The following is a 26,225-nucleotide window of genomic DNA, read 5'->3' as shown; positions in this document are numbered from 1 at the left end:
GCTCATGAAGATCGTCCCATCATTAAGCCTAGCGGACTTACCCTCGCCGCCAGGTGGTCAAGTTGGTTGGCCATGGACGAAGGCTGGCAAGCCATTCCCTCAAAAGCGTGGCGATGGCACACCCTGGCCAAGTATACGGATTGTAACGCCAAGCTATAATCAGGGTGAATACATTGAGGAAACTATCCGGTCTGTCTTACTGCAGGGGTATCCAAATTTAGAGTACTTCATTGTAGATGGTGGATCTACCGATGGAACTTTAGAGGTGATTGATAAATATCAAGGTTGGTTATCCGGGTGGATAAGTGAACCCGATAGGGGGCAAGTGCATGCTATAAAGAAGGGTTTGGCTGGGACTGCGACTCAGTATTTCACCTGGATCAATTCTGATGATACTTACGAAAAAAATGCTCTTAAGATACTTGATCTCGCACGGGATGGCTATGCAATTGCAGGAGCTGTAAGTAATAAAAGAGAGGATAAAGTTCTTGAAATTAAAAAAAATAGTAAGTTAAACTTTAAAGATTATACCAAACGCGGCTCTCCTTCTATCTTTCATCAGCCTGGTGTGTTTTGGCCGAATACAAAGACGCTCATCTCCTCATTAGATGAGGAATTGCATTATACTTTTGATGTTAAGGTGCTTCTTTCATATCTCTTAGAGAAAAGTCACGTGGAATGCGTTGATCACAAAGTTGCTGTATTCAGACTTCATGAAAATTCAAAAACAATATCGCAGCCCTTAAGATTTCAGATTGAGAGGGTTAAAGTATTTGATGATATAATTTGTTCTAGTCAAGGAAAATTAAGAAGAGACTTAATGATTGAAATGGAAAAGAGGTATTGGTCGGAGTTCCTCAGATTGAAGCTGTTAGATCCTGAGTCGCGTGCAATAAGTGAAATTATACAGCAAATTAAAATAAGGCCAAATCGTTTTAATAGAGAGGCTTTAGGGGCGCTTCGCAGACTTATCGTACAATCAGGTTGGAAATAAATAACAAAAGATATCTTGACTGATGAGTGGCGGCGCGAGTGCGCGATCTTTTTGTTAGCGAAAAATTATTAAATAGTTAATCTGACACTATTGCGCAAATTTTTGTTTAATTAGGAGATGATTGATCTGTAGAGGTGGTTTTGGGTCACTTGAGCCTATTAAAGTGAACGCGTGCAAAAGGTATAGGGGACTCTGCTGGACCTCGAGAGTCTTGGGCTAATTTGTACGACATGCGGGTTTCGCTAGGAATTAAAGCTCTAAGTGATCGAGAAAATGATATTTACAATAGAGTAGTACAAACTGTAGCCTTATCGACACTTTGTGAATTGCTTTGAAAGACCCGACATCAATACAGGAAATAGGTATAAGATGAGTCTAGATACATATGTTGGGGCATCCTTGGTGGCCGAACTCTCTAATCGTCTTGGTTCATTTATTCTACCATGATTGACATTCCGACCTGGAGAAAGGCTTGGAGTATTCTAAATGCGCGGGAGCGACGCAACGCCTGGCTTGTGCTGGTTACAACTATTCTAAGCGCACTGTCGTCTGCAATAATGGTCGGGTCAGTTTTGCCCTTTCTGTCTGTGCTGGCAGATCCGACACGCATTGTTACAACACCGTGGTACGCATGGGCCTACAAATTTTTTGGTTTTAACTCTGAATATGGGTTCCTGGTAGGTTTAGGTTTTCTTTCTTTTTCCATAATCGCTTTCTCAAGTTTAGTCCAGATCGCAAACCTATGGGCTGTGACGCGATATACGACCAGGCGACAACACTCGATAGGGACACGGTTGCTCGCCAGTTATCTTAATCAGCCGTATGAGTTTTTCTTGAACCGACACTCTGGTGAAATGGGGCCTCGAGTGTTGGATGAAGCAGGTCAAGTAGTGGGGACTTTTTTGAAGCCCGCATCTGACTTTATTGCAGCCTGCCTTACTATCATCGCTGTTTTGGCTCTGCTACTGTGGGTGGAACCAATTGTTGCCATAATTGCATTCGTTGTATTGGGCGGAATATATTGGATCATTTTTCTATGTGTTCGCCTCACCTTGAAGCGTTATGGCGAGATCCGCGTCAAAGCCAATCGGGAGAGGTTTCGATCGGCAAATGAGTCGTTTGTTGGAATCAAGGACATAAAGTTACTAGGGAGAGAGGCCTCATATCTGACTCGATTTGTAGTTTCCTCCCTTCAAGTGGCCAACGTGGGATTGCGTGTGACCATTGTAGCGCAAGTTCCGCGTTTTACGCTCCAAGCGGTTGCAATGGGTGGAACTATCCTCTTGTGCCTTGTTTTGATCGACCCTGCGGATGTTGCTACCGGAGAAGCTTTGGAAGGGTTGCTGCCCATTATCGGTCTATTCGCGTTCGCTGGCCAACGCCTGATGCCCGAGTTTGCTAAGCTTTATCAATCTCTTGCCTCTATTCAGTTTGGCAAGGCGGCGGTTGACGCGGTCTATGGCGATCTAACGCAAAATATTGACTACAACGGACAAAAAACGTCCGTTTCGCCGATGAGTCTAGCAGAAACTCTTGAATTGAAGGATGTCTCCTATCGATATCCAAACTCTGATCGCGCTGGCATCGTAGATATCTCACTAAGTATCTGTGCGGGTGAAAAGATCGGGATTGTGGGGGGGTCTGGAGCTGGAAAAACGACCCTAGCGGACGTGATCCTTGGGTTGCTTTCTCCATGCAAGGGTAGTTTGGTGGCAGATGGCGTAGAGATTTCGTCCGATACCGTGCGAGCTTGGATGCAATGTGTTGGCTATGTTCCCCAGGAGATCTTCCTCACGGATTCTGCTGTCGCTGAGAATATAGCTCTCGGAGTGCCACCAGAGCAGATCGATCTCGCGCGCGTCCGTGAAGCAGCTCGGATCGCGCAGATCGATCAGTTTATAGAAAACGACCTTGGGGACGGTTATCAGACGCACATCGGTGAACGAGGGGTACGTCTATCCGGCGGTCAGAGGCAGCGGATCGGGATTGCCCGAGCACTGTATCACAAAGCCGATCTAATCGTCTTCGATGAGGCTACGAGTGCTCTTGACAATCTTACAGAGAAGGAAGTGATGGAGGCAATTGAATGCCTGCCAGGGGACAAAACAGTCTTAATAATTGCACATCGTTTAAGTACGGTGAAACACTGTGATCGAATTGTTGTACTTAAGAATGGGAGAATTGTTGGATATGACGAATGGGATGAGCTCATCAAACACAATACTGAATTTCAAAAGATAGCTCGCGTCGAATACACACGGGAAAGGCGGCAAAAGGACCAGATTCCAGATGGAGAGGGTTGATATATTAATTATACTCACTCATCAAAACATTATCATAGCTCATTTTCCGACTTACTTCAGCGATCTTACCTTAGGAAGAAGAAGAATGAATGATATCGACAATTGAGAAGGTATCTTACTTTAATCATTGCGGAGTTTTTAAGCGGAGGAATTCTTGAACGAATTCATTGGTAAGCCATCATTAATTTGTCGCGAGTTAACTGTCCAAGAGGGGCGGAATAAATTATTATGTAGATTGAGAGTATTTCGATGAAATGCTTCTCTCGAACTACCTTACCTACGCCAAGGACAAGCCTCGTTATGAATTAGTGAGTTAGGGTGACGATATGTAAGCGTACCAAAACTTAACGGCTGTGACGTCCAACAGCAGGCTCTAGACAAAATTACGGCTATGATCGGAATGCGGTGTTCAAAGCTGTGGTAGAGCAACCGACGCCTCAAATTTGGAAGAAAGCACTTGTGCTCGATGATGCCAAAAATTTGATAAGGGGAATCAACTACATCATCATTCCGCGAACAGTCGGCCATGAATGGTTGCCGGCCTGGAATGGAATTTTCGGATCATGAAGGCGTTCAGTCAACCACGGACTCTATTTCGAAGAAGGAAGCAAGTTGAGGCAGATATCGCGTCGGCTCTACGTGCCCTTCGCGAAGGTGCTACAATCGGCTTACATCTTGGGGCTGGAACAAGTCGAATAGAAGGCATGATAAACTGCGATTTGTATAACCCGAATGCTGATCGAAAGGTGGATGCTACCTCTCTGGATGGGTTCGAGAATCTCAGTGTTGACCTCATTGAGCACCACCATATGATCGAGCATTTGTCATTCGATGACTTCAGACGAGCTGTCTCGGAATGGCATCGTGTCCTGAAGGAAGGCGGGCATCTTGTCTTCACTTGTCCCGATATTGCACGAATTTGCCGGCGCTACTTACTCCTTAAAGTACGCGGATACCTGTCAGACCAGTCGAAAGAAACAGACTATGCAATCAAGATGATCGTCGGATCACAAGAGCATGAGGGCATGTTCCATAAGAACCACTTTGATCCTAGCCGTGTGAGGAGGATATTTCCTATGCACGGATTCAAGGTTGAATACATCACAGCCTATCCGCGGCGCCCCACTCCTTCAATGCTTGTCATTGCGCGAAAAGCGAGTGGTCGTAATTAACCCTTCAGCCCATCCAGTAAATACTATGTAAAAATATTTTAAAAATTTATGTGCTGTACTAAATGTTAACTTGGTACTGGTCGCTACCAACGCAAAACAGCACTATCCTTAGAAAAATGCGAATATCCATTTTGAATTAATGGTACACGGAAGTAAATGGAGAGCTGTCGCTGCTAAACTCGGAGAAAATGGCAGTTCGCTTCGGGCATCGCGCCCTAATGTAACGGTTATTTTTGTCGAGATGAAACCCCTGTTCTGAACTGCGACATTACTGTGGCAATTCCATCGGCTAAACTAACGACAGTTAATGTAGAAGAAAGGTTTGTTTATGTGGCCTATTCGACATTGACCAACAGAATATAAACTTCAAAGTTCCATTTAAAAGCGTTGTGTACATCGGAAGGCTCACAAGAAGGACGCTTCGCACATGGGTGCTCTTTCGAACCGAAAGTGGTTTGAATAGCCAACTACACACGATCTACAGCGCACGTGGGCGAACTATGACTTTATTCCCATTGGCTGGAGAATCAGCGAATTCCAAATGCCGATTGGAATTGTTCTGCTGCGCACCAGGTGCCAAAATGCCGTTGGGCGACAACGGAAGTGACGAAAATTGGTTCTGTAAGGTTCTGGCGGTCATGGAAGCAATTGGTGCATTACAGCTTGCCGAGGACGGCTGAATACAGCCGTCTCCGACGCCTCACATTGCCGCAAACCGCAACGCTACTAGAAACTGATCGTATCCCGAAATGACCAGCATAGTATTGCGCCCCCCCTTTTCACAGATACGGTGAAGTGTTCCTGGCGACAATCTGACTCGCCAGGAACATCATTCTCGGATCTTGTTTCCTGATTCAAGCAAGATTTCGAGTTTTATTTGGCCATAACTATATTGACGCGCATTATATTATAGAATTGAAGATATATCAGAATCAGGTGCTCGGCTTATGACTGAATCTAATACAGTTGACGTTATTTTGACATGTTTTAATGAGGGAAAGACAATCAAAAGGGCTTTGGAAAGTATTAAATCTCAAAAATCGAAATTTATTTCCAAAGTTATTGTGATAGACAATAATTCTTCTGATAATTCTTGGGAAAAGATCTTAGAGTTTTGTGAGCATGAGAAGAATTTCAATTGCTTCGTTCAGTCGAAAGCGGGATTGCCAGCGGCAAGAAACATGGGAATACGAAAATCAACTGCAAAGTATATCGCATTTCTCGATGGTGACGATTATTGGATGCCGAGAAAGATAGAAAAGCAAGTAATCTATATGGAGCGCAAAGGCGCAAATTTCTCATTCACTGATACGTTTGTGGAGCGCGAAACCGGAAGCGCCGTTTTTGTGTGCAAAGATTTACCTAATGAACTGCATGCTCAAACAGAATTTCTTTTACGTTATTCCCCAGCTATATATCCGTCAACGGTAATGATGCGGAGAGATCTATTATCTCGAGTTGGCGAATTTGATGAGGACTTGCTTAGAGCGCAAGATACTTTAATGTGGTTACGTGTTTCGGTTAATACTCCTATGTATAAGATTAATTGTGCGCTTTCTTCTCGGACAATTTCGGAAAGTAGTCTTGGGTTCGACTATAGAAGAAAACGTCCATATGTGCTCAGAGCGATCTCAAAATTTCTTGCGGACTATCCCGAGTTTCAACATCTAGAGCGTGACGCGCGATTTTCAGTGGATATGCATTTCCTTTCAAAATCCACAAAGACCCGGAGGGACTTACTGCGCCCTGAAAACCTGCTAACCGTATTAAGGCATCCATTGCGAAGATCCATGTACGGATTGATTTTTGGATTATAAAGGAACGGCGTTAAAAAATTGTATGGTGGGCTTTGAAATTTTTTGAAAAGGTAGTTATTTTACTGTGAAGCCGGCAATAATTGTGTTGGCTCAAGAAGTGAGGGGCTATTACTATGATAAGTAAAATTCCAGTGTTCATTTTTAGTTTTAATAGAGGTAAGTTTCTAAGAAACGCTGTTTTTTCAGTTTTGCAAAATTTTCCTAGCAGCTCGTTGACGATTATTGATGATCATAGTGACGACCCAACAACCCTTCGTATCTTGGATGAACTTCGTCGGGTGGTAAGGGTTTATATTGCCCCAAGGCGGGACTACACCGCTACTACGGGAGGATTGCATGCGAACATGAATACAGCCATAAAGTTGGCCGAAGAAGCGGCGGCGACGTCGGTCTTATTCCTTCAAGATGATCAGCAAATTGTACGAAAGGTGTCGAATGAAGAGATCGAAGAGATGCTCGGATTTTTCTCAATAAAAGAAGCTTCGTTCGTTCTTAGTGTAAGTTTCTTGAAGAAAGGAGGTGGGCATCATGCGGAGATGTTCGAGCCCTTCGGTCATTTTCTGCGCAGACCAGCGATGGTAAAGCAGAGGCTGCCCAACAGGTTGATATCTTATTCAGATACGGGTATTTTCAATATACCTCGCCTGCGAGCAACGGTCGGCTCACTCGCTGAAAACGAGCCTTTGAATGAGATGCGTTCTAATGAGTTGGGCCTAGTGCTCGGTTTTGCGCCTTGGCCATTTTTGCACTGCTTACCCTTCCCAACATCTTACAAACGAAGGAAAAGAGGCTTGGTCGCTCACGTGGCCGATTTTCTGTCGGGTGCAGGAGTTCACCCAATTTCAATTATGACAGAAGCAGAATCGAACAGGCTAAAATCGCGTGATGTTTCAAAACCCGCGTTTGCTGAGGATTGGCTATTCGCACCAACCGCGCCAAAGTCGGAGGTTTGGTCGCTGACGGGTGGTGTATCAAATCTTGTCGCACGTGGAGGATGGCGAAGAAGATTTGGTAATATCCTTATTCGTATTGCGAAATGAAACGAAGTGTATGTCACTTTGCTTACTATTTTCAAACGACCCTTTGAATGAAGCGGAACCATGCTTTAAGTTGGAAGGATTGAGAAAATAATAAGAAAACATAAGAGGCGCACCAGGGAAGTGGTTTTTGTTTGCAGCAAATTGCACTCGCATTGGGGAAGCACATATATGCGATCAGAGCAACTCATTAGTCTGGTAAGGCCGTTTCTACCTGATCTTGAGATGAGTGTTTCATTCTTACCCAGCAATGTTGGAAGTCGAGTTGCAATTTTGAGTTGGGCCTTGCAGCAGAAATCCCAATCAATACTTTTTTTCACAAAGCATGCAATTCCTTCGGTAACTGCGCTCGTGCATCATATATTGAAGTCAAAGGGGTGCATCATATGTGCCGATTACGTAGATGGTGATCCGGAATATCTTGCTAGTGACCGAATAGATGTCCATATTGCAAGTTCCTATTCCTCACAAAGAAAATTAAATTTATTGATTGAATCGCGAAAAGGCAGCGGATCTCCATTGAGTCAGGACGTCTACGTTTTGTATCATGCGGCTGATATTCGCTTACACTTATCAGTTATTCAACCGAAGTACGACAAATTGAAGGTTTGTTACTTTGGGGCGCTAGAGAATTGTAAATTCGCAGATGATCTGCAGGGCAAAGTTACCTTAATCGACGGTTCCAATAGTGTGAAATTTGAAAATGGTTGGGCGAAGCTCGAGAGTTTTAACGCTCACTACTGTATACGACCAAAAAATGACAATGGCTCTTATTCGGCAAAGCCTTTTACGAAGGGAATAGTGGCTGCGGCTTGTAGATCGGTTGCTCTGGTTTCAATTGATACCGACGATGCAGTCGAGTTGTTAGGTAGTGATTATCCCTACTTTTTGAGCGACGCTTCCGCGGAAGATGTTATTTCTGGGGTCATATCATTAGAGGGCGACTTTGGTAGTCTTGATTGGAGACTTGCGCTCGACGCGACGATGGATGCCGGCCGCGTTGCGTCAGGAGCTTCATTGGCGAGGAGCCTTTCTGGTCTTGTGGAAGATCTTTCGGAATAAGCGGATGTGAGGATTGTGGTGGAGATTCCTTTTACATCGGTGAAAGTTATTTCTATTGATGAAGATGTTGATAGGAGAGAACGGCTAATTTCGGCCGGTTTTCCTGGCGAAATTGTAATGAGTTACTTACCAGCGATTGATTTCCGAGATCGTACATATAGTCAGACGCTGGACTTCTTAAATATCAAATTTGGTCCGTATCGTTATGGGCGTGTGTTATCGGCCAGTGAGGTCGGTTGCGCGCTAAGTCATAAAAAGGCGTACCGTTCACTTGGGTCTTTGAGTGTAGATTTGGGCTTGATTCTTGAGGACGATGTTAACTTCAACATTGGGTATTCTTGGAGGACGGTGGAGAATGCCTACGGAGAGGTTTTGAATGAGCTTTCGAGTCATGAACCCTTTGTGGTACATTTGGGTTGTAATAGGTGGGAATTTCAAAACGCGCGAAGGTTTAACGGAAATCTTTGTATTTATGAACCGGAAAAAGGTAGTATTTGGAATGCTCATGCTTACTTTGTTTCGAGGGGCGCAATTACAATCCTTCGATCTCAAGAGAGGGTCGAAAACTTAGCTGATGATTGGAGTTCTATATCCGAAACAGGGATTAAAATATATCTTTTTGATCCGGGTATTTTTCGCCAGGATCGATCGTTGGAAAGTAGGCTAACAAGGTTTATGAAGGTTAATCGCGCGCCATTGCCCTCCCGTTTCGCTAGTAAATTCAAGTATTGTGCGAAAAAGCGAATACTTAAGTTTGCGAAGCAGTATCAAAGTAGGTTCATTGATTTCAAGGATTTCTAAATTGTTCGTTTGGGAGCTGATCTTTTCATGTACTCGCGAGGCGGCTAAATGGTTAAGCTGCTAAGGGTTCTTCATCTTGCCACTTGGTATCCTCGCAAAGCTTCTCCTTTCTCAGTTCCTTTCATCAAGGCACACTATTTAGCTCTTGAGCCTTATGTACAGCAAAGATTGGTTCACATCGAGGTATCGGAAAATGACGAATTCGCCTTCACTTGGAGTGTTGCGTCTGAAGACCGATCCATAGTTCGACTTTCGGGGTTTCGTGGCCCGACACGGATACGCGAGTTTCTCACACTTGGTTTGCTTTTCATGCTGAGGTTTCGGCTAGGTCGGAGAAACTGGGACGTTGTACTTGTGCACGTTGCGTGGCCGACTTTTCGGTTTCCGAGAATGGTTAGAGCACTTTTTGGGAATCAGATTGTACTTATAGAGCATTGGTCTGCGTACGCTCATGATTTTTTCCTAGATCCAAGCAGCGAGGCACACGCTAGAATGCGGCAGATTTTTTCGAGCGATGCCCCTGTCATTGCAGTATCCCGCGATCTCGCATCGGACATCGTTGCGTTTGCACAGCGCGATGATTTGGATGTCCATGTAGTTCCCAATGTCGTTGACGATAAATTTCAATTTGTGGGCTTGCCGGAGTTTCCGTCAATTCTCATGGCTGCAAATTGGAACGGATTCCGGAGGCCCTTTTTCGTATTGAAGGCCATGCCAGAGCTGCTGAGACTTGTTCCTATGCTCACGCTCGTGATTGCGGGTGGAGGTCCGCAGCTATTCGCTATGAAGGAATACGTCGCTGCTCAGGAATGGGCTGAGCGCGTTAAATTTCTTGGCTATGTCGGGCGCGATCGTGTCGCTCAAGAGATGCGCATGGCGACCGTTTTGGCTCATCCAACGACGCACGAAACGTTTTCTGTCATTACAGCGGAGGCGGCGTGTTGTGGTGTTCCGGCTGTGGTGTCAAACGTGGGAGCTCTGCCAGAACTTTTGGTCTCGGGAAAGAATGGTCTTCTTGTAGAGAACGACGAGGGATCTTGGCGAGATGCGCTAGCGCGCGCGCTCGACCCGTCCATGGCTTGGGACCGCGAACAAATTGCCGCGGAAGCGCAGGGACGGTTCTCGGCTCGAGTGGTTGGGAGGCAACTTGCTGAGATTCTGGCTGAAGTGGCGGATCGATGATCTTGGTGATCTCGCCCGAGCCATGGGATGGGCACTTCGTGAGTAAGCATCACTACGCGATAGAGTTAGCGAAGAGGGGGCACGATGTGATTTTTCATGGACCTCCTCAGGCAGGGCCTTTTCGGTTCGAGAAAGTAGTCCAATCCGATGCGCAAATCACTGTCTTGCACGCCCCTCAGGTAATGCCGGGTTTGCGTTTTGTGCCCGCTTCAGTGCGCCGCGCACTTGAGGCGCATTGGCTGCGGCGTTTGGAGCTGCTTTCCAAAAAGCCGGTCGAGCTCGTTTGGCTTTTTGAGAATTCTCGTTTCTTTGACATGAGCTTTGCCGGCGATCGGTTGAAAATTTACCACCAGGTGGATCTCAATCAGAACTTCCATGTCGAGGCCGCTGCGACGACCGCAAACCATGTTTTCTGTACGAGCAAACGCATCTGGGAGCGGCTTAGAGAAGTTCGGGCTGACGCTAAGATAATCCATCATGGTGTGCGCTTAGATCCCTTTGATCCAAAAACCGAGGCATCGCTTTTTCCAGACGGCCGAATCAACTGCGCTTATGTTGGTAACCTGTCGATGTCCTACCTCGACCGAGATCTGTTGATAAGATCCATACGAGCCTTACCTCACGTACTGTTTCACTTTTTTGGGGGCTTCAGAGAGAATGACCCCTTTGAGGGCGCTCTTGGCGTGCATGACAACGTCAGACTCCACGGAAAGGTTGTTTCCAGCCGGGTACTCCCCATTCTGGCGAATGCAGACGTGCTGCTCGTCGCCTACCAAAAAGCACATTTCGAGGACCAGTCGAATCCGCACAAGATGATGGAATACATGATGAGCGGTAAGGTGACTGTTGCTACCTACACAAGTGAATACGAGCAGGTCAGTGAATTGCTTGCTATGTGCCCACCAGATGGCGACTACACCGAATTGCTGAGCCAGGTCATACGTGACATTGACGCTTGGAATGCACCAGATCAAATGCGCCGACGGCAGGCGTTCGCGGCCGATAACACTTACCCGCGGCAGCTCGAAAGGATTGCCAAAGCTCTTGGCCCCAAGGGCTATCTCATCGCCTGATTAAGGGACGTTTTCGTGACATCCTCACCGACACCAATCGTAATCTTTCTATACAATCGACTTTTCGACCCTCTAATCCAGGGCAATTTCTGGCTTTACATCCAGGACTACCTTCAAGATCCAAGTGCAAGTGTAAGGTTCCATGTCGTAACTTTCGAGGACGCTCGCTATCCCTTGACAGAAGAGCAAAAGCGGCTGGCCGAGACGTGGGACTCTCTAGGGCTCGGGTGGACCTCGCTGAAGTGGCATCCGGGCATGAGTCTCTGGCAGAAATTGAAAGATGTCCTTTTGGGGATTGTAGCCGTCGGCCGACTCCGTCTCCACGGCTTCCGTCACATCGTAGCTCTCGGTTCAGTCGCCGGCTCGTTCGCTTATCTAAGCGCAATATTGTTGAGGATGCGACTTTTTCTTTATCAGTATGAACCGCACAGTGAGGTTTCAGCCGCGGCCGGCGCTTGGAGTGAGCGCAGTATCCAGTATCGCCTGGCACGCTTCTTTGAGCGAATGTCGGCGCAATACGCACATGTAATTGCTTCTGGTACGCGATTTATGGGCGAGCGACTCCACGATGAGTGGCGTGTCCGGGCGAAGTTTTTTCGTATTCCCACTGTTGTGAACGAGGATAAGTTCAAGTTCGATCCGGATATCGCCCTAGAAATGCGCGAAGAATTGGGACTGGCGCCAGATCAGCCTGTGATCTTCTACACGGGGAAGTTCGGAGGGCTCTATTACTCAACCGAGATTGCACAGGCCTTCGCCGCGCTACTTGAATATGAGCCTCGCCTTCACATGCTGATCGTGACGCCGAATGAGGATGCGTACGTCCACGGCCTGTTCGACGACGCATATATCGATCGGAGCCATTACTCGATCTGCCACAGCAGCTATGACGACATCGAGCGTTACTACTTCGTCGGTGACCTAGGCCTCATCACGATCCCTCCGGGGCCAGGACAAGAGTTCCGCTCCAGCATCAAGGTTGGTGAATATCTCTGCGCAGGCATGCCTTTCCTTACGCCGGCTGGTGTTTCGGAGGACTATGTTCATGCTACGGAGCAGGATGTAGGTGTTGTGGTGAAGGACTACAGCGATCCAGAAATTCGTAAGGCATGGCCAGAGGTTAGCCGCTTTCTGTCCATGGACTGCGAGGATCGGCGTAGGCACTGTCGTAAATTTGGCATTGAATATCGTGGGTTTGTGTCGCTCAATCCAGTTTTCAAATCAGCAATAAAGGCTCTTATTGAGGAATGAAGGAAGCTAGAAGATTTAGGTGCTCGTCACAGGTGGCAATGGCTCCGTTGGTCGTGCCGTAGTGGATAGGCCGCTCATCGAGCGCCCCCGGTATCGAACGCATCACGATCTATTCGCGTAATGAGCACAAGCAGGGTGACTTGGAGCGCGACCTAGTCGAAAACGCAGGCCGCTTCAGTCTCGAAATTGGGGACATCAGCGAGGGAGACCAGCTTAGAGCCTCGTCCATTTAATATGCAACATATCCGGCAGCCTTGAAGAGGTTTCGGCACTCGTTTGGTGGAAAGAGGTCGCAGGTTTGGGCGACTGACTGGAAGAGCGCGTCGAAGGTACGGGCCGTGAGCCGTCGCAGGTGCGCTTTGAGTTTCGAGTATGCCATCTCAATCGGGTTCAGATCGGGCGAGTACGGCGGCAGGAAGTGCAGCCAGTTGCCTTGAGACTTCAGCACGTTCTGCGCGTAAGCGGATTTGTGGGACGACAGGTTGTCGGCGATCACCACATCGCCCGGCTGTAATGTCGGGGCCAGTTGGGTCTCGATATATGCATCGAACGCTGCGCGGTTCATGGGGCCATCCAACACCCATGGGGCGCTGAGTTCGTCGACCCGCCAGCCCGCGATAAAGGTTTGCGTGCGCCAATGGCCAAAGGGCGCGTCTGCTTCGAGCCGGGTCCCTCGGGCGGATCGGCCCCGAAGCCGTGTCATCTTGGTCGTGACTGCTGTTTCATCAATAAAGACCAGCCGGTGCGGCTCAAGACGCATCCTCGGCATCCGGCGGTGCCGCCACTCGTACCTGGCGGCGCGGACCCGTTTGCGCAGCCGCTCCGTCGCAATCAGGGATTTTTTTATATGTGAAGCCAAGGCGATGGATCAGGTGGCGCGAGAGCATAGCCGGGGTCGCGGGGAGATCGTGCGCGACCTTCAGGGCCGCGGCCAACTCGGGCATGGTGATGTCAGGCTCGGCTTCCACGCGTGCTCTGAGCCAATCCGAGACCGCATCCAGCTTGCTGCGGCGCGGTCGCCCCTGAGGCGCAGCCTTGACCCCACCCGTTCGCTTCTTGCGCTGCACAATCCGAACAGCGCTTGCCGCTGATATACGCAAGCGTCGCGCTGCTTCGTGGCATGAAAGACCTTCATCGACCAGCGCCGCGACCCGCTCCCGAATGTCCAGTGACAGTGATTTGCCCATGACCCACCTCCAAATATGGTGAATCACAAAATCAACGCTGGGGGAATCCCATCGATTCAGATTTTCGGGACGCCGCTCTAGCCAGGCTGTGCAGGCCGCTGAAACAGTGATTCACGCCGCTGCTGGACACAGATTGGTATGAGAGCGCCATTGTTAAGCTGCAGGTCCAGTATCCTCGCCGACAACATGGTGCCATTTTGATCTTCGAGGACCACGGTGCTTGGGTAAGTGCCGGGAAAGGTTTTGACGAGCAGTTCGAAACGTCGGTGTGTAGTTCTTAAGTCTTTGCATGGTAGCCCTACTACTTGAGTTAAGTCTACCTAAACTTGGCGCTTTTCACGCCAGAGCGTGAGAGAGTTTCTAGACTGAATTCACGGTATAGTGAGGCCCAAGAAAGCGGAATAAACTAGAATGAGCCTTCAAGTTCAAACTGTCCACTACAGCTTCGGCGATTACATGACCAAACGTCGATGGACGAGTATCTGGGCCCAGTATAAAACAATATCTGAGTTGGCGCCAGACAGCACCCTAGAGATCGGCCCAGGCTTGGGATTGTTGAAGTTGATTGGGAATTTATACGGTATCGATATTACCACGTTCGATCTAGACTCTGATCTTAAACCAGACTTTGTTGGAAACGTAACTAATCTTCCTTTTAATGAGAATAAGTTTGATCTGGTCTGTGCGTTTCAAGTTCTCGAGCATTTAAAGTATGAAGATGCCCAGTTGGCGCTCCGTGAGATGAAGAGGGTTTCCGGTCGGAATATTCTTATTAGCTTGCCGAATGCACAACTTGTTTGGCGCTATTGCATCTACCTTCCCAAGTTTGGCGAGCGCAAGAGCATGTTCGCTCGACCCTTCTGGAAGCCTGTGGAGCATAAATTTGATGGAGAGCATTACTGGGAGCTAAACAAAAGGGGGTACGAGGTTGAACGGTTTCTTTCGGATATATCAAAAGAGTTTCGGATATTGAAGAATTGGAGGAGTTGGGATAATCCTTATCATCATTTCTTCCTTTTGGAGAAACTTGGGTGACTGCTCTTCTTCAACCAAGTGTTTCAGTGATAATACCCGTATATAATTCTTCGCAGTTCTTGCAAGATGCCATTGAAAGTGTGCTCTCTCAGACGGGAGTCGACGTCGAATTGATCGCTGTGGACGATGGTTCAAATGATGGCTCGCAGAGGATTCTGGCTTCTTATTCGCAGGTTAAACTGGTTGAACAGGAGCACAAGGGTGCTTGCTCTGCACGCAATCATGGGATTGAAAAAGCCACGGGTGAGTATGTAAAGTTCCTTGACTCCGACGATTTCCTCGAGCCAGAAATTCTTGAAAAGCAGGTTCGATTTATGGCGAATGCTCATTCGAATGTAATCGTCTACAGCGATACCCTCTTTTTTGACGACGAAACTGGGCGAACTAACCTTCATGTCACAAACCTCATGGAAGACGACGATCAGGTTGTTCAGTTGTTCAAGAGTAATATTCATACACCGGCACCGCTCCATCGTCGAACTAGCTTGATGGTAATGGGTGGCTTTGATGAACGTTTAACTAAGGCGCAGGAATATAATCTACACCTTCGGCTCGCAATGGCGGGCTATCGCTTCCAAAGACTCCCGGGAATCGGGACCCATGTTCGCGAACATACATCTCCCCATCGCATTACTAGCCAACATGATGGTCGAAGAGCAGACGAGAACGCGGTGCTGCGCGGAAAGATCTACACCGAGTTACTTCACGACCACTATGGTAAAGAACTGCCGTCTGCATTGCTTCGTCTTTTTTGCTCGAGTTCAGCGGAGGCGGCTTTGGTTCAGGTCCGGCGCGGTAACTTTTGTGAGGCTTGGAAGGCGCTTAATAGTTTGAGATTGTTCGAACCTTCAGCTTTTGATTTTTTCGCGGGCGTGGCGGACGCTTTGCTGCGAGCCGCGCGATACAAATTTCGCAGTTTGCGTGCTCGCCTAGGTAGAAGTCATAGGTAAGAATCTGAATTCTTTGATTTCTATAATTATCCCCGCGTACAATTCTGGAGGGTCAATTGGGAGGGCAATTGCTTCGGTGCGAGCCCAGTCGTGTACAGACTGGGAATTGATTGTGGTCGACGATGGTAGCACAGATAATACGCGGGCGGTTGCCAAAGCCGTAAATGACCCAAGAGTAAAAGTGCTCTACCAGACGAAATCCGGGGCAAGCACTGCTCGCAACGCTGGGCTTAATATTGCTCGCGGTGATTATGTTACGTTTCTGGATGCTGATGATACAATACCTGGCGACGCCTTGGAACTTCGAGCGGAGTTGCTTGAGCGAGAACCTTCTATTGACATTGTGCACGGTGCGGTTCGGGTATTCGAGGGTGAGCGAGTAGTCCGCTGTGTACCTCCGGACCTTCGGCGAGGACCTCTCCTTGATCGTCTTGCGCGGCTGGAAGAAGGCGTGTTTGTTGGGGTTTGCTATATGCTACGGCGCGAAAAGATTGGCGGATTTCGTTTCCCGGAGAGCTTGACCCACTGCGAGGATTTGGCCTTTTTCCTGAATCTCGCTCATTACGCAGATCTTCGCTACGGCGCTGTGGGAAAGGTGGTCTATGAATACCGATTGAGCCCTGGTTCAGCCATGTCAAATCTTGACGGACTTGAGGCTGGCTACCTTTACTTGTTGCGTCAAGTTGCGGGCATGGAGCGCATCTCTGAAGGCGACCGTTCCTTCTTGCGTCGTCGAGTGGAGCGCATACTGTTCCGTTCTTGGTTGCGGAGAGGACGCCCAATGCGCGCTTTTGTATCGCGCTCGCTGGTTGCGAGTGCTGCCAATGGCAATCTCTGAGATCCAAATCTTTTGATTATCAAATCCTTGAGATTTGGGTAACTTACGTACCAAGCCAGATACTTGGGGTCTTGGCCTCCGCTTTCCGAGCGTTGCCTGAGTCCTGCGATCTTTGAAAGGGCTGAGTATGATCTTGATCCGACCGTGACGTTTTTTGGGTGTGATAGGTTTGCTATGCGATTTCGGTCCTTAGTTTCAGGCTTGGATCGCCCCAGTTGTTCAGAATAATCTCGAACCGGACCGCGTGGAATCCATACTGAGTGATTGGGTTGCCCGTCGAAGGCATGGTGCCAAGCATCGCGAATTAGCCGGTGTACCACCTGACGTCGCGGGCAGCCGTTGAGAAGCTTAACTTTTGAAACTTTTGATCCTTAGTCGCTACAATCGCGCAGGTGCTTCCAGTCGCCTACGGATGTTGGACTATGTTCCTGCCTTGGAAGAGGCTGGGTTCGAAGTCACGATCCAGAGCTTTTTTGACACGGAATACCTTACGGCGTTGTATTCGGGTCGACGGGCTGTGCGTTCAATAGCGTGGAGCTATGTGAATCGTATTAGAGTCCTGCTCCATCTTGAGGAATTTGATGCGATTTGGCTCGAGAAAGAAGCACTTCCGTGGGTGCCGGCTCAGGTCGAAAGCAGCCTTCTAAGGAAGAATAGATGTCTTGTGACCGATTTTGATGACGCAGTTTTTCATCGGTACGATCGGCACCCGTCAAAAACCGTTCGGCGAATTCTTGGAAGTAAGATCCCGAAGCTAATGCTAGGATCAGACGTAGTCTTCGCGGGAAATGCATATCTTCTAGAATACGCTAGGTGTTCCCAAGCACCTCGTGTCGAGATTGTGCCGACGGTCGTCGATCTAACTAAGTATCGCGTGCCGACACTGCGCTCCGATGGGCGTGACAAGCCAACGATCGGGTGGATTGGTACCCCGGGTACATGGGTTGAATGCGTTACGCAATTTGTACCAATGTTTGAAAATGTGCTAGCCGCAGAAAACGCACGTTTTGTCCTAGTCGGTGCCGGAAATCGTCCCGAACTTTCATTGCGTTTCGAGAGGCGAAACTGGTCAGAAGATCGGGAGGTTTTGGACATCCATGATATGGATATTGGAGTCATGCCGCTGCCCGACACGCCGTGGATGCGGGGCAAGTGCGGCTACAAACTGATCCAGTATATGGCTTGCGGCCTTCCCATCGTTGCCTCGCCTGTGGGAGTCAACCGGGAGATTGTAGAGCATGGGGTGAACGGGTTTCTTGCTGAGAGCGAAGCGGAGTGGGATGCAGCATTGTGCAAACTGATAAGTGACCCCGATCTCCGCCACCGGATGGGACGAGAGGGACGGAAAAAAGTAGAAACGGAATATAGTTTACAAATTCAGGCGCCGCGGGTGGCCCGACTCCTGCGCAGTGCTGTCCAAGCAGCGCTTCGCCGACAAACGCTATCGAAATCATGAGTCGCGTGCCTTTCGTTTTGCTTATGGCGAAGCAACAACCGTTTGACCGCCTCAAGAACTGACAAGGTGACACATGTGCGGGATTAGCGGTCTCTGGGGAAGCCCTTCGCGGAGTGCAGATGAGCTCGACCGGATCGGCCAAGCAATGTCCGAAGCCCTCGCTCATCGCGGGCCCGACGCGGCCGGTTGCTGGTGTGATCCCGACCAAGGCGTCGTCTTTTCCCATCGCCGCCTTTCAATCCTCGACCTCTCTGTCGAAGGGGCGCAGCCGATGCTGTCGCCATCAGGACGCTACGTCCTCGTTTACAATGGGGAGATCTACAACCACATCGAGATACGGACGCGTCTCGTGGAGGCAGGCGAGGCGCCGCTCTGGCGAGGCCATTCTGATACCGAGGTGCTCCTCGCTGCAATCGAAGCCTGGGGGATCGAGGCCGCGCTCGATGCGACCGCAGGTATGTACGCACTGGCGCTTTGGGATCGTGAAGGGCACTCTCTCTTCCTGGCGCGTGATCGGACAGGCGAAAAGCCTCTTTACTTTGGTCATGGCGCTGACTGCCTATTTTTCGCATCCGAGCTTAAGGCGATCCACGCAGTCCCGGGACTGGATCTCGAGCTCGATCCTGCAGCGCTGTCCGCATTCCTAAGCGTCGGTTACGTGCCTGAGGGCCAATCGATCTATGCGGATGTTTCCAAGGTCTCCCCGGGCGGCATCTTGAAATTTGAAGTACCCGCCGACACAGGGACGCGTCTCCAAAGGACCAGTTTCCTCGAGGGCATCATCGAGACCACCGCTCCCCAGCGCAAGGCGGCCTCGTCATTTAGCGCAGCCTCTCGCGAAATGGAGCGCCTTCTTGAGGACGTTATCGCATCCCAGATGATTAGCGATGTGCCGGTTGGCAGCTTCCTCTCGGGCGGCATCGACTCCACGGTCGTGACGGCGCTCATGCAATCTGTTTCCGACCGCCCCGTGATGACCTTCTCAATCGGCTTCAAGGAGGCTGACTTCGACGAAGCAGCCCATGCCGCGGCCGTGGCTGAGCACCTCGGGACCGACCACATGGCATTTCGGCTCTCTGAGGCAGATGCTCTGGCACTCATCCCGGAGTTGTCAACGATTTACGATGAGCCCTTCGCGGACAGCTCCCAGATCCCGACAGCACTCCTTTGTCGAGAGGCTCGTCGCCATGTCACCGTGGCGTTGACGGGTGATGGAGGCGATGAGGTCTTCGGCGGATATAACCGGCATATCTTTGCGCCGAGAGCCTGGCAGACCGCGTCGCGTTTGCCGAGAACCGTGCGGAGAGGGATGGCGCCTCTTGCACAGCTTCTCCATCGGCTGGGTGGCGTAAAGAATCCGGCCTTGAAACACGCCATAACGCGTGCGGGGCTGCCTGTCGGAACGCTTGAGAGACTGGGACGTCTTGGGGCGGATCTCGGCGAATGCGAAAGCCTCACAGATCTATATTATGCGCTCACTCTTACCGGTCCTGGAAGTGAGCTATTGCGCGAGGATCTGCGCCCCGACGCATCGGTCCGTGTAGATCCAGAGGCGCTCGGCGAGCTGGAGCCTGCCGAATGGATGATGGCGATGGACAGCCTGACCTACCTGCCAGGTGATATTCTCGTGAAGGTCGATCGTGCAGCGATGTCCACCTCCCTGGAAACGCGTGCCCCCTACCTCGACCGCCGCGTGGTTGCAGCGGCGTGGGAGCTTCCTTTGGAGGCGCGGATCGCGGAGGGGCGCGGCAAGCGGATCCTGCGCGACATTCTCGATCGCCATGTACCGCGGGATTTGGTCGAACGTCCGAAGCAGGGCTTTGCCATTCCGCTTGACCGCTGGCTCCGGGGCGAGCTCAGGCCTTGGGCCGAGAGCCTTCTCTCGGAAGACCGGATCGCTGAAACAGGGATCCTAGACCCTCGTGCGGTCCGCAATCTCTGGGCGACACATTTGAGAGGTGTCCGAAACGAAGGTTCAGCACTTTGGTCCGTTCTGATGCTGATGGCTTGGCTAGAGAGGCCCAGCGCAAAGGGGCAGGGGGTGGCGTGCCGCGCTGCGGCCTGACGCCGACATGACGATCTACTACGCGACATATGCAGGTCTACTCATGGCGGTCGTACTGGGCGTTCAGGGCCGGGATGTGCGCAATGCTCTCTACTGGATTGTCCTCATCGGCATGTTCCTATTCTCAGGCTACCGGTATGAGGTCGGGTGCGACTGGACCGGTTATCTTTTCCACTGGGAAGTGTGGGGGCCGGAACTCGGTCTCAACCCCTGGGAGTTCCACGAACCCGCCTATTGGGTCATTCTCGACTACATCAAGGCAAATAATCTTCCCTACACCTATATAAACCTCGTCACCTCAGCGATCTTCTTTCTGGGGCTCCATGTGATGGCCAGGACACAACCCAATCCCCTTGCCTTCATCGTCCTCGCCTTTCCAATCCTCGTCATCAACATGCCGATGTCAGGCATCCGCCAGGCGGCCGCCATCGGCTTTGTAACGATGGCTTTCGTGGCTCTAGGCGCTCGCAGACCCGTGGTCTTCGTAGCGCTTTTGGGGGCAGGAACCCTGTTTCATTCTAGCGCTATGGCATTCCTTCTACTGACCCCGTTCGTCTATGGGAGGTACTCGAAGCGAAACATTGTCTTGGCGGCCATCCTGGCGTCACCTGGGGCCTATTTCATGCTGCAATCGGAGCCCGCTGAGATCGCAAGTGATCGCTACATTGACTCGGGCTTGGAGGCATTTGGGTCTGCATTTCGGCTCGGAATATTAACGCTCACCGGCCTGTTCTACTTCGGGTTTTTGCAGAAACGCTGGAAGCAGATGTTTCCCGAGGACTACACGCTTGCAAGCCTCGGTTCGCTGCTGATGGTGTGCTTCTTTCCAATTTTCTTCGTCTCGACCGTGATCGGAGACCGCTTCGGGTATTACCTGATCCCGATCCAGCTGATGATATTCACGCGCTTGCCTTACATGTTCCGAGGGCAAAAACGTGAGACATACGCCCTTGCACCCTATGCCCTTCTAACCCTCGTGTTTGTTGTTTGGACGCAGTTATCGACCCTCTTTGAGCAGTGCTATATCCCCTATGGCACATCGCTGTTTTGAGTGCCTAGTGGTTTATGTCTGCATGCACTCGGACAGAAGATCGTGCACTCCAAAGCGATGGTCCTGGAACGGTTTGGATGCTCCGAGGTTCGATCTCTAGGGTCAGGACTCATAGCCAATAGATGACGGTTGCCGCGAGAGCGATGGCTGAGAGGAATGCCTTCGGACAGCGGTCGTATCGGGTTGCCACACGCCGCCAGTCTTTCAGCCTGCCGAACATGATCTCGATCCGGTTGCGGCGTTTGTAGCGGCGCTTATCGTACTTCACTAGCTTCTTGCGTTGCTTTCGGCCAGGGATGCAGGGACGTATCCCTTTGTCCTGCAACGCTTCTCTGAACCAGTCGGCATCGTAGCCTCGGTCTCCGAGCAACCAATCGACATCCGGCAAGCTGCTCAGCAATGCCCTCGCGCCGATGTAGTCGCTGACCTGACCGGCCGTGACGAACAGGTTCAGGGGCCGGCCTTCGCTGTCGCAGATGGCATGCAGTTTGGTGTTCATGCCGCCCTTGGTGCGGCCGATCAGGCGTCCACACCCCCCTTTTTCACGCCCATGCTGGTCGCTGTCCGATGGGCCTTCAGGTAGGTGGCGTCGATCATCACAGTCTTCTGTTCGCCGTGCTCGGCGGCCAGGCCCGCCATCATCCGGGCGAAGACACCTTTGTCGCTCCACCGTTTCCAACGATTGTACAGCGTCTTATGCGGCCCATAGGCATCAGGGGCATCGCGCCACCGTAATCCATTGCGATTGATGAAGATAATGCCGCTCAACACACGTCGATCATCAACGCGAGGTTTGCCGTGGGACTTTGGGAAGAAGGGCTCAAGGCGCGCCATCTGCGCATCCGTCAGCCAGAAAAGATCAGACATGTTCACCGCTCGTTTTTCGAGCCGTGAATCACGCCCCTACGCGGAAATCAATGGGTCCTGAACCTAGACCCAGACGTTGTGTTCCGCCGACTCGAGGTATCGACCAAGCACATTCACCGACTTCCAGCCGCCCGCCCGCATGATTGCGGCCGTGTCCTGACCCATTGTCAACAGATCCTGCGCTGCGCCGACCCGCAGGGAATGTCCGCTGAAATCCTTTGCGACATAGTCATCTAGCTCTGCGTTGCGCGCGGCTTGCTTTATTATATCGCGAACCGTCGTCGTTCCGAGCGGTCGCGCCAGGGCCTTTCCGTGGTAGATCGGACAGAAGAGCCACGGGATGTTTTGGCCGCGCCATTGGAGCCAGTCGTCAATCAGTGCGCGCGTGCGTGTCGACGTAAAGGCAATGCGGCCCTCGCCGAAGGGATCGGCTTTGCTGCGACGGATGAGAACGCGGAGCGTGCCATCAGCGCGCCAGGCAAGATCTTCGGTCCGAAGCGCCACGAGCTCTGCGCGACGCGTAAGCAAGTCGTAGCCCAGGGAGAGAAGGGCGCGGTTACGCCAACCTGTCGGCGTGTCCGGTTCGGCCGCCAAGAACTTCTCGAGATACTCGCGCGTCAGGCCTTTGGCCTGCTTCGGGCGTGTCAACTTCGCTCTGCGTGCCCGCCGTAGCGCTATGTTGATGTCCTCATCGTGTGTCGGGTCCGGCAAGCGCAGCAGGCGGTGGATCTTCCGGATTGCGTACAGGCGACGGCGGACCGTTGAGGGCGCGAGGCCGGGCGCCTGTCCCTCCAGAAAACGACAGACGGTGTCGACGTCTGCCGGCAACGCCTCGAGCCCTTTGGCGGCACACCAGTCCACGAAGATCTCGACATCCTTAACGTAGGATTTCATTGTAGATTGCGCATAGGCACCGTCGAGGCGTTTGAATTCGGAGCGCCAGTCGTAAGTATGAGTCGAAGTTTTCACACAAAAAATATGATAAAAATATTATCATAATGCAAGCTGTTAATCTCACCGGCACCCAAATTCGAGCAGCGCGTGGCGCGCTCAATTGGTCTGTTCAGCGACTTGCAGATGAAACCGGCGTCGGGACTGCTACCATCGTCCGATATGAACTCTCAGACAGCATCCCGAGAAGCAGAAAGGGAAATCTGAAGACCATTCAAAAAGCGCTTGAAGCTGCCGGCATCGAGTTTACCCAAGCCGAGGATGGCTCGCCTGGGATCATCATCCGGACAGAGCCGTCGAAGCCAACCTGATCTGACTCTTATCCTCTCGGAATCAAACCTTTGGACACCCTCTTCTTCATTGCCTCGAAACTGGCTGGCTTCGCGCTTCGAGCCGAAGCGCTGCTTCTGCTGCTCTTGCTCCTGGGACTGTGGTTTCAGAGGCGATATTGGACCGGGCTCGCGGCCTGGTGCTTCCGCCTCAGCGTTGCTTGGGTGCTGGTGGTCGGTCTTCTTCCAATTGGGGGGGCGCTGCTCGGACCTCTTGAGAACAAGTACCCGCCGCCTGATCTGCCGGCGGACATCGCCGGGATCGTTGTTCTTGGCGGCGCTGAGGATGTCGGTGCTTCCATTGCCTGGAACAGTCCGCTCGTGAACGAGGCAGGGGACCGATACCTGGCCGCGATCGCCCTGGCGCAGCAGTTCCCCGAGGCCCCTGTTCTGTTTGCAGGTGGCAGTGGCGAGCTCTTCGCGCCGGAAATCTCCGAGGCGAGCATTGCCGGATCGGTGTTCACGGCCTCCGGCATCGCGCCCGATCGCCTCATCCAGGAAGGCGGCTCCCGCAACACTGCCGAAAACGCGGTCCGCTTAAAAGCCATACTAGGGGAGGGAGAGGAGAGGCCGTGGATTCTTGTGACCAGCGCCTACCACATGCCCCGCGCCGTCGAGACCTTCTGTGCCGCGGGCTGGACGGACATCATCCCCTTTCCGACGGATTACCGATGGAATAGGCGTTGGATGCCTAGCTGGAGTTTCCCGGGCAACCTCGACATTCTTAACGCTGCAATCAAGGAGTGGGCTGGAATATTGGCCTACCGTTGGACAGGACGGTCGCAGGAACCAGGTCCGAAGTGCATTGCAACGACAAGCTATGGATAAAGATCCAGAAAGATTGTTTGCATGATTGAAAGACGACAATCAACAAGAAAGTATGAGAGAATTGACATATATATCTCACTGACGACGGCCGTTGTCCTTTGGGTTGCGTACCCGAAACTTTACGTCTTCAGTGACCCGAGTGCGTATCTCGCATTGGCGCATGATTTGCCAAGTATTTCGCAGTGGAATTTCGATAGCCCTTTCCATCATCGTTTGGGTCTTGTGGCAATGCACTGGATCTCATTTCAAGTTTTCGGAGTAAATGAATGGAGTGCGTTTCTCCCACAATTCCTTCTATTCAGTCTGATTCTTATTTGTGTGCTCCAAAAGGTTTCCACATGTTTTGGAAAAGCCTACGCCATTGTAACGCTCTACCTTCTTATGCCCCAAGCGGTAACAGTATTCCCTGATTTAGGAGCATCCGCGTTTATGTTTCTTGCGATTCTTGGCCTCGAACGGCGCGAGCGTTGGTTCCAGGGCGCCGGCTTCGCTTCTGCAGCATTCGTGGCCTTCCTATTTAAAATGACAGCAGCTTTCGTTGCTGTCCCATTTTTAATTATACTGATTGCCGACGCCGCCAAAATAAGGCGCGGTGTAGCGTTCCCATTTATATTCTATGTTTGGACTATTGTCACATCAGCCACACTTCTCTTGCTTTACTTTGCTTTTATGAAAGCACTCACTGGTGATCCTTTGGCTCGTCTGAATGCAGTGGAAGCGGTAGCGGACGCTCACCTCTGGACAGTTTCTGACTCGGGGGATCTTGTGCGGAGACTTCTGATTGAGCCAGTTGGTTTTTTTTGGGGATACGCTGGCGGCGCCTTCCTGCTTGCGATCATAGGCTCCATCCGGGCTATTTCTGTGTGCGACAGGGACAGAACAATAGCGCTCTACTTTCTCACCGGGCTTTTTCTGTTCGTCTTTAGTTCGGTATCACTTTCGATCTATCAGCCGTTACCCCTCGCTGATCGCATGGTTGCATTTCTAATACCCCCTTTAGCAGTACTGTCAGCCAACCTGCTGCCGCACCTTGCGCAAGGCCTCCAGATGAACCGAGCTGGAAGCAACATTATGCTTGGTTGCTTGTTGTTTTTCGCGGTTCACCAAACAGCTGTACCGATTGCACTTGAGGCCTACTATCGGATTAAATCGAACCTTAATTCTGCTCGACATTTTATTTCCGATCAAATGCTAAAAGATCCGAATCTTATTCTAGTCCTTTCTGAACCTCGTACTGCAAGTCGAATGAACATCTATTTCCAGTATGAGGATGTTGACGAAGATCGTTTTGTAGTATGTCCGGCGTCTAAGGAGTTTGAGGGGATCTCTCGCCCTATAGTTTTTATTGATCGCGAGATTTCTAGCTTTCTTAGAGATTCCTACGGGGAGAAAGAGTGTTCCCTGGAACTCGAATCATTAACGCGAGAAGTGGGACTAAGCATATTATTCGACACATCAAGAGTCTTCCTCGCAACCAAGCCCTGAATGAAGATTCTAATCAGGTGTTATCCCCACAAAGAACCAGAGCCGCCGAAAACATTGATATCCATCATCTTTCACTTATTACTGCATTTTCTTTGCACCTATATAGGAGGCATGACGCGCTCAACTCGCACACCCTGCTATCATCGCTCCACCCTCGTGAAGATCAGAGGCAAGTGGTACGTCAGCGTCACCAAGCCCAAGGAGCTTCAGTTCGGGAAAGATAAACAGGCACGACGCTCGACAGGCACATCTGACAGACGCCAAGCAGAACGCCTTCAAGAGGAACTGGCCCAAGAGATCCGCGACGAGTTCGACCAACAGCTAGAGCGACATGATGCGGTGTTCGAGGAAGTTCGACCAATCCTAGAGGCTGCAGGTATCATAGCGCGGCAATGGTAGACCGAGGGAAAGATCAACTAAAGCATCCGGCCTTTAACCTGAGACATATCCGGCAGCCCTGAAGTAGTTCCAACACTCTTCGGGTGAGTATA

23 protein-coding genes are annotated in these 26,225 nt (G+C 50.7%); 20 read left to right on the top strand and 3 right to left on the bottom strand.

Annotation, left to right across the window (positions count from 1 at the left end):
* Positions 1-4: 4 nt before the first annotated feature.
* The 10 genes from RXV90_RS22520 (at position 5) to RXV90_RS22475 (ending at position 12,692) form a co-directional block, all read left to right on the top strand.
* Positions 5-994 carry a glycosyltransferase gene (locus tag RXV90_RS22520; RefSeq protein ID WP_316652079.1) on the top strand — a complete coding sequence of 330 codons (990 nt, stop codon included), beginning with the start codon at positions 5-7 and terminating at the stop codon, positions 992-994.
* A 443-nt stretch (positions 995-1,437) separates the two neighbouring features.
* Positions 1,438-3,297 carry an ABC transporter ATP-binding protein gene (locus tag RXV90_RS22515; protein WP_316652077.1) on the top strand — a complete coding sequence of 620 codons (1,860 nt, stop codon included), beginning with the start codon at positions 1,438-1,440 and terminating at the stop codon, positions 3,295-3,297.
* 530 nt (positions 3,298-3,827) lie between these two features.
* Positions 3,828-4,469, top strand: coding sequence for a class I SAM-dependent methyltransferase (locus RXV90_RS22510; RefSeq protein WP_316652074.1), 642 nt, complete (start codon positions 3,828-3,830; stop codon positions 4,467-4,469).
* A 947-nt stretch (positions 4,470-5,416) separates the two neighbouring features.
* Positions 5,417-6,286 (top strand): glycosyltransferase family 2 protein, encoded by an 870-nt coding sequence (locus tag RXV90_RS22505; protein WP_316652071.1) that lies wholly within the window; start codon positions 5,417-5,419, stop codon positions 6,284-6,286.
* A gap of 113 nt (positions 6,287-6,399) precedes the next feature.
* Positions 6,400-7,326 carry a glycosyltransferase family 2 protein gene (locus RXV90_RS22500; protein ID WP_316652069.1) on the top strand — a complete coding sequence of 309 codons (927 nt, stop codon included), beginning with the start codon at positions 6,400-6,402 and terminating at the stop codon, positions 7,324-7,326.
* A gap of 168 nt (positions 7,327-7,494) precedes the next feature.
* Entirely contained in the window at positions 7,495-8,385 is an 891-nt protein-coding gene (locus RXV90_RS22495) for a hypothetical protein (protein WP_316652067.1), read from the top strand.
* A gap of 18 nt (positions 8,386-8,403) precedes the next feature.
* Positions 8,404-9,186 carry a glycosyltransferase family 25 protein gene (locus RXV90_RS22490; RefSeq protein ID WP_316652065.1) on the top strand — a complete coding sequence of 261 codons (783 nt, stop codon included), beginning with the start codon at positions 8,404-8,406 and terminating at the stop codon, positions 9,184-9,186.
* A 48-nt stretch (positions 9,187-9,234) separates the two neighbouring features.
* The gene (locus RXV90_RS22485) at positions 9,235-10,368 is read left to right on the top strand and encodes a glycosyltransferase (RefSeq protein WP_316652063.1); all 1,134 of its coding nucleotides are present in this window, start codon (positions 9,235-9,237) and stop codon (positions 10,366-10,368) included.
* Entirely contained in the window at positions 10,365-11,441 is a 1,077-nt protein-coding gene (locus RXV90_RS22480; protein WP_316652059.1) for a glycosyltransferase, read from the top strand. The genes RXV90_RS22485 and RXV90_RS22480 overlap by 4 nt, the downstream gene beginning before the upstream one ends.
* A 174-nt stretch (positions 11,442-11,615) precedes the next feature.
* A complete protein-coding gene (locus RXV90_RS22475) occupies positions 11,616-12,692 on the top strand; it encodes a glycosyltransferase family protein (RefSeq protein ID WP_316652056.1) in 1,077 nt (358 codons plus the stop codon).
* A 229-nt stretch (positions 12,693-12,921) separates the two neighbouring features.
* On the opposite strand, the gene RXV90_RS22470 is transcribed toward RXV90_RS22475, so the two are convergent.
* Positions 12,922-13,879, bottom strand: a protein-coding gene (locus RXV90_RS22470; protein WP_316652053.1) for an IS630 family transposase whose coding sequence is annotated in 2 segments (ribosomal slippage) — positions 12,922-13,536 and positions 13,538-13,879 — 957 coding nt in all. Because the reading frame shifts where the segments join, the coding sequence is not laid out codon by codon here.
* Between the two features lie 411 nt (positions 13,880-14,290).
* Between RXV90_RS22470 and RXV90_RS22465 the strand changes: the two genes are divergently transcribed.
* The 6 genes from RXV90_RS22465 to RXV90_RS22440 all read left to right on the top strand — a co-directional run bounded on the left by RXV90_RS22465 (position 14,291) and on the right by RXV90_RS22440 (position 21,274).
* Positions 14,291-14,914 (top strand): class I SAM-dependent methyltransferase, encoded by a 624-nt coding sequence (locus RXV90_RS22465; protein ID WP_316652051.1) that lies wholly within the window; start codon positions 14,291-14,293, stop codon positions 14,912-14,914.
* Positions 14,911-15,864: a glycosyltransferase family 2 protein gene (locus tag RXV90_RS22460; protein ID WP_316652049.1), complete on the top strand. Its 954-nt coding sequence runs from the start codon at positions 14,911-14,913 to the stop codon at positions 15,862-15,864. The genes RXV90_RS22465 and RXV90_RS22460 overlap by 4 nt, the downstream gene beginning before the upstream one ends.
* A 13-nt stretch (positions 15,865-15,877) precedes the next feature.
* Positions 15,878-16,702, top strand: coding sequence for a glycosyltransferase family 2 protein (locus RXV90_RS22455; protein WP_316652046.1), 825 nt, complete (start codon positions 15,878-15,880; stop codon positions 16,700-16,702).
* Between the two features lie 412 nt (positions 16,703-17,114).
* Complete coding sequence (locus tag RXV90_RS22450) at positions 17,115-18,158, top strand: glycosyltransferase family 4 protein (RefSeq protein ID WP_316652044.1); 1,044 nt, start codon at positions 17,115-17,117, stop codon at positions 18,156-18,158.
* A 73-nt stretch (positions 18,159-18,231) separates the two neighbouring features.
* Positions 18,232-20,223, top strand: a complete 1,992-nt coding sequence (gene asnB / locus RXV90_RS22445; protein ID WP_316652042.1) for an asparagine synthase (glutamine-hydrolyzing) — start codon at positions 18,232-18,234, stop codon at positions 20,221-20,223.
* A gap of 7 nt (positions 20,224-20,230) precedes the next feature.
* Positions 20,231-21,274, top strand: a complete 1,044-nt coding sequence (locus tag RXV90_RS22440) for an EpsG family protein (protein ID WP_316652039.1) — start codon at positions 20,231-20,233, stop codon at positions 21,272-21,274.
* A gap of 109 nt (positions 21,275-21,383) precedes the next feature.
* On the opposite strand, the gene RXV90_RS22435 is transcribed toward RXV90_RS22440, so the two are convergent.
* Both RXV90_RS22435 and RXV90_RS22430 read right to left on the bottom strand, forming a co-directional pair.
* A protein-coding gene (locus RXV90_RS22435) for an IS5 family transposase (RefSeq protein ID WP_316652038.1) occupies positions 21,384-22,141 on the bottom strand; the annotation gives its coding sequence in 2 pieces (ribosomal slippage) (positions 21,384-21,805 and positions 21,805-22,141; 759 coding nt in all).
* A gap of 63 nt (positions 22,142-22,204) precedes the next feature.
* The gene (locus tag RXV90_RS22430) at positions 22,205-23,110 is read right to left on the bottom strand and encodes a tyrosine-type recombinase/integrase (protein WP_316652036.1); all 906 of its coding nucleotides are present in this window, start codon (positions 23,108-23,110) and stop codon (positions 22,205-22,207) included.
* 29 nt (positions 23,111-23,139) lie between these two features.
* Between RXV90_RS22430 and RXV90_RS22425 the strand changes: the two genes are divergently transcribed.
* Genes RXV90_RS22425 through RXV90_RS22410 form a run of 4 tightly spaced genes read left to right on the top strand, consistent with a single transcriptional unit; the run spans position 23,140 to position 26,133 of the window.
* Complete coding sequence (locus tag RXV90_RS22425; protein ID WP_316652034.1) at positions 23,140-23,403, top strand: helix-turn-helix domain-containing protein; 264 nt, start codon at positions 23,140-23,142, stop codon at positions 23,401-23,403.
* A 30-nt stretch (positions 23,404-23,433) separates the two neighbouring features.
* Positions 23,434-24,249, top strand: coding sequence for a YdcF family protein (locus tag RXV90_RS22420; RefSeq protein WP_316652032.1), 816 nt, complete (start codon positions 23,434-23,436; stop codon positions 24,247-24,249).
* A 21-nt stretch (positions 24,250-24,270) separates the two neighbouring features.
* Positions 24,271-25,734 carry a glycosyltransferase family 39 protein gene (locus RXV90_RS22415; protein ID WP_316652031.1) on the top strand — a complete coding sequence of 488 codons (1,464 nt, stop codon included), beginning with the start codon at positions 24,271-24,273 and terminating at the stop codon, positions 25,732-25,734.
* Positions 25,735-26,133 carry a DUF6538 domain-containing protein gene (locus tag RXV90_RS22410; protein WP_316652029.1) on the top strand — a complete coding sequence of 133 codons (399 nt, stop codon included), beginning with the start codon at positions 25,735-25,737 and terminating at the stop codon, positions 26,131-26,133.
* Positions 26,134-26,225: the final 92 nt, after the last annotated feature.

This window comes from Ovoidimarina sediminis (genome assembly GCF_032586175.1).
GTDB classification, from domain to species: domain Bacteria; phylum Pseudomonadota; class Alphaproteobacteria; order Rhodobacterales; family Rhodobacteraceae; genus Ovoidimarina; species Ovoidimarina sediminis.
This window is presented reverse-complemented; position numbering and strand designations above follow the sequence as displayed.

Excerpts from the sequence above, each read along its gene's own strand:
- RXV90_RS22440 (WP_316652039.1), top strand. The coding sequence starts at position 20,231 with ATGACGATCTACTACGCGACATATGCAGGTCTACTCATGGCGGTCGTA.
- RXV90_RS22425 (WP_316652034.1), top strand. The coding sequence starts at position 23,140 with ATGCAAGCTGTTAATCTCACCGGCACCCAAATTCGAGCAGCGCGTGGC.
- RXV90_RS22515 (WP_316652077.1), top strand. The coding sequence starts at position 1,438 with ATGATTGACATTCCGACCTGGAGAAAGGCTTGGAGTATTCTAAATGCG.
- RXV90_RS22485 (WP_316652063.1), top strand. The coding sequence starts at position 9,235 with ATGGTTAAGCTGCTAAGGGTTCTTCATCTTGCCACTTGGTATCCTCGC.
- asnB (WP_316652042.1), top strand. The coding sequence starts at position 18,232 with ATGTGCGGGATTAGCGGTCTCTGGGGAAGCCCTTCGCGGAGTGCAGAT.
- RXV90_RS22450 (WP_316652044.1), top strand. The coding sequence starts at position 17,115 with ATGTTGGACTATGTTCCTGCCTTGGAAGAGGCTGGGTTCGAAGTCACG.
- RXV90_RS22510 (WP_316652074.1), top strand. The coding sequence starts at position 3,828 with ATGGTTGCCGGCCTGGAATGGAATTTTCGGATCATGAAGGCGTTCAGT.
- RXV90_RS22505 (WP_316652071.1), top strand. The coding sequence starts at position 5,417 with ATGACTGAATCTAATACAGTTGACGTTATTTTGACATGTTTTAATGAG.
- RXV90_RS22480 (WP_316652059.1), top strand. The coding sequence starts at position 10,365 with ATGATCTTGGTGATCTCGCCCGAGCCATGGGATGGGCACTTCGTGAGT.
- RXV90_RS22410 (WP_316652029.1), top strand. The coding sequence starts at position 25,735 with ATGAAGATTCTAATCAGGTGTTATCCCCACAAAGAACCAGAGCCGCCG.
- RXV90_RS22495 (WP_316652067.1), top strand. The coding sequence starts at position 7,495 with ATGCGATCAGAGCAACTCATTAGTCTGGTAAGGCCGTTTCTACCTGAT.
- RXV90_RS22465 (WP_316652051.1), top strand. The coding sequence starts at position 14,291 with ATGAGCCTTCAAGTTCAAACTGTCCACTACAGCTTCGGCGATTACATG.
- RXV90_RS22520 (WP_316652079.1), top strand. The coding sequence starts at position 5 with ATGAAGATCGTCCCATCATTAAGCCTAGCGGACTTACCCTCGCCGCCA.
- RXV90_RS22415 (WP_316652031.1), top strand. The coding sequence starts at position 24,271 with ATGATTGAAAGACGACAATCAACAAGAAAGTATGAGAGAATTGACATA.
- RXV90_RS22500 (WP_316652069.1), top strand. The coding sequence starts at position 6,400 with ATGATAAGTAAAATTCCAGTGTTCATTTTTAGTTTTAATAGAGGTAAG.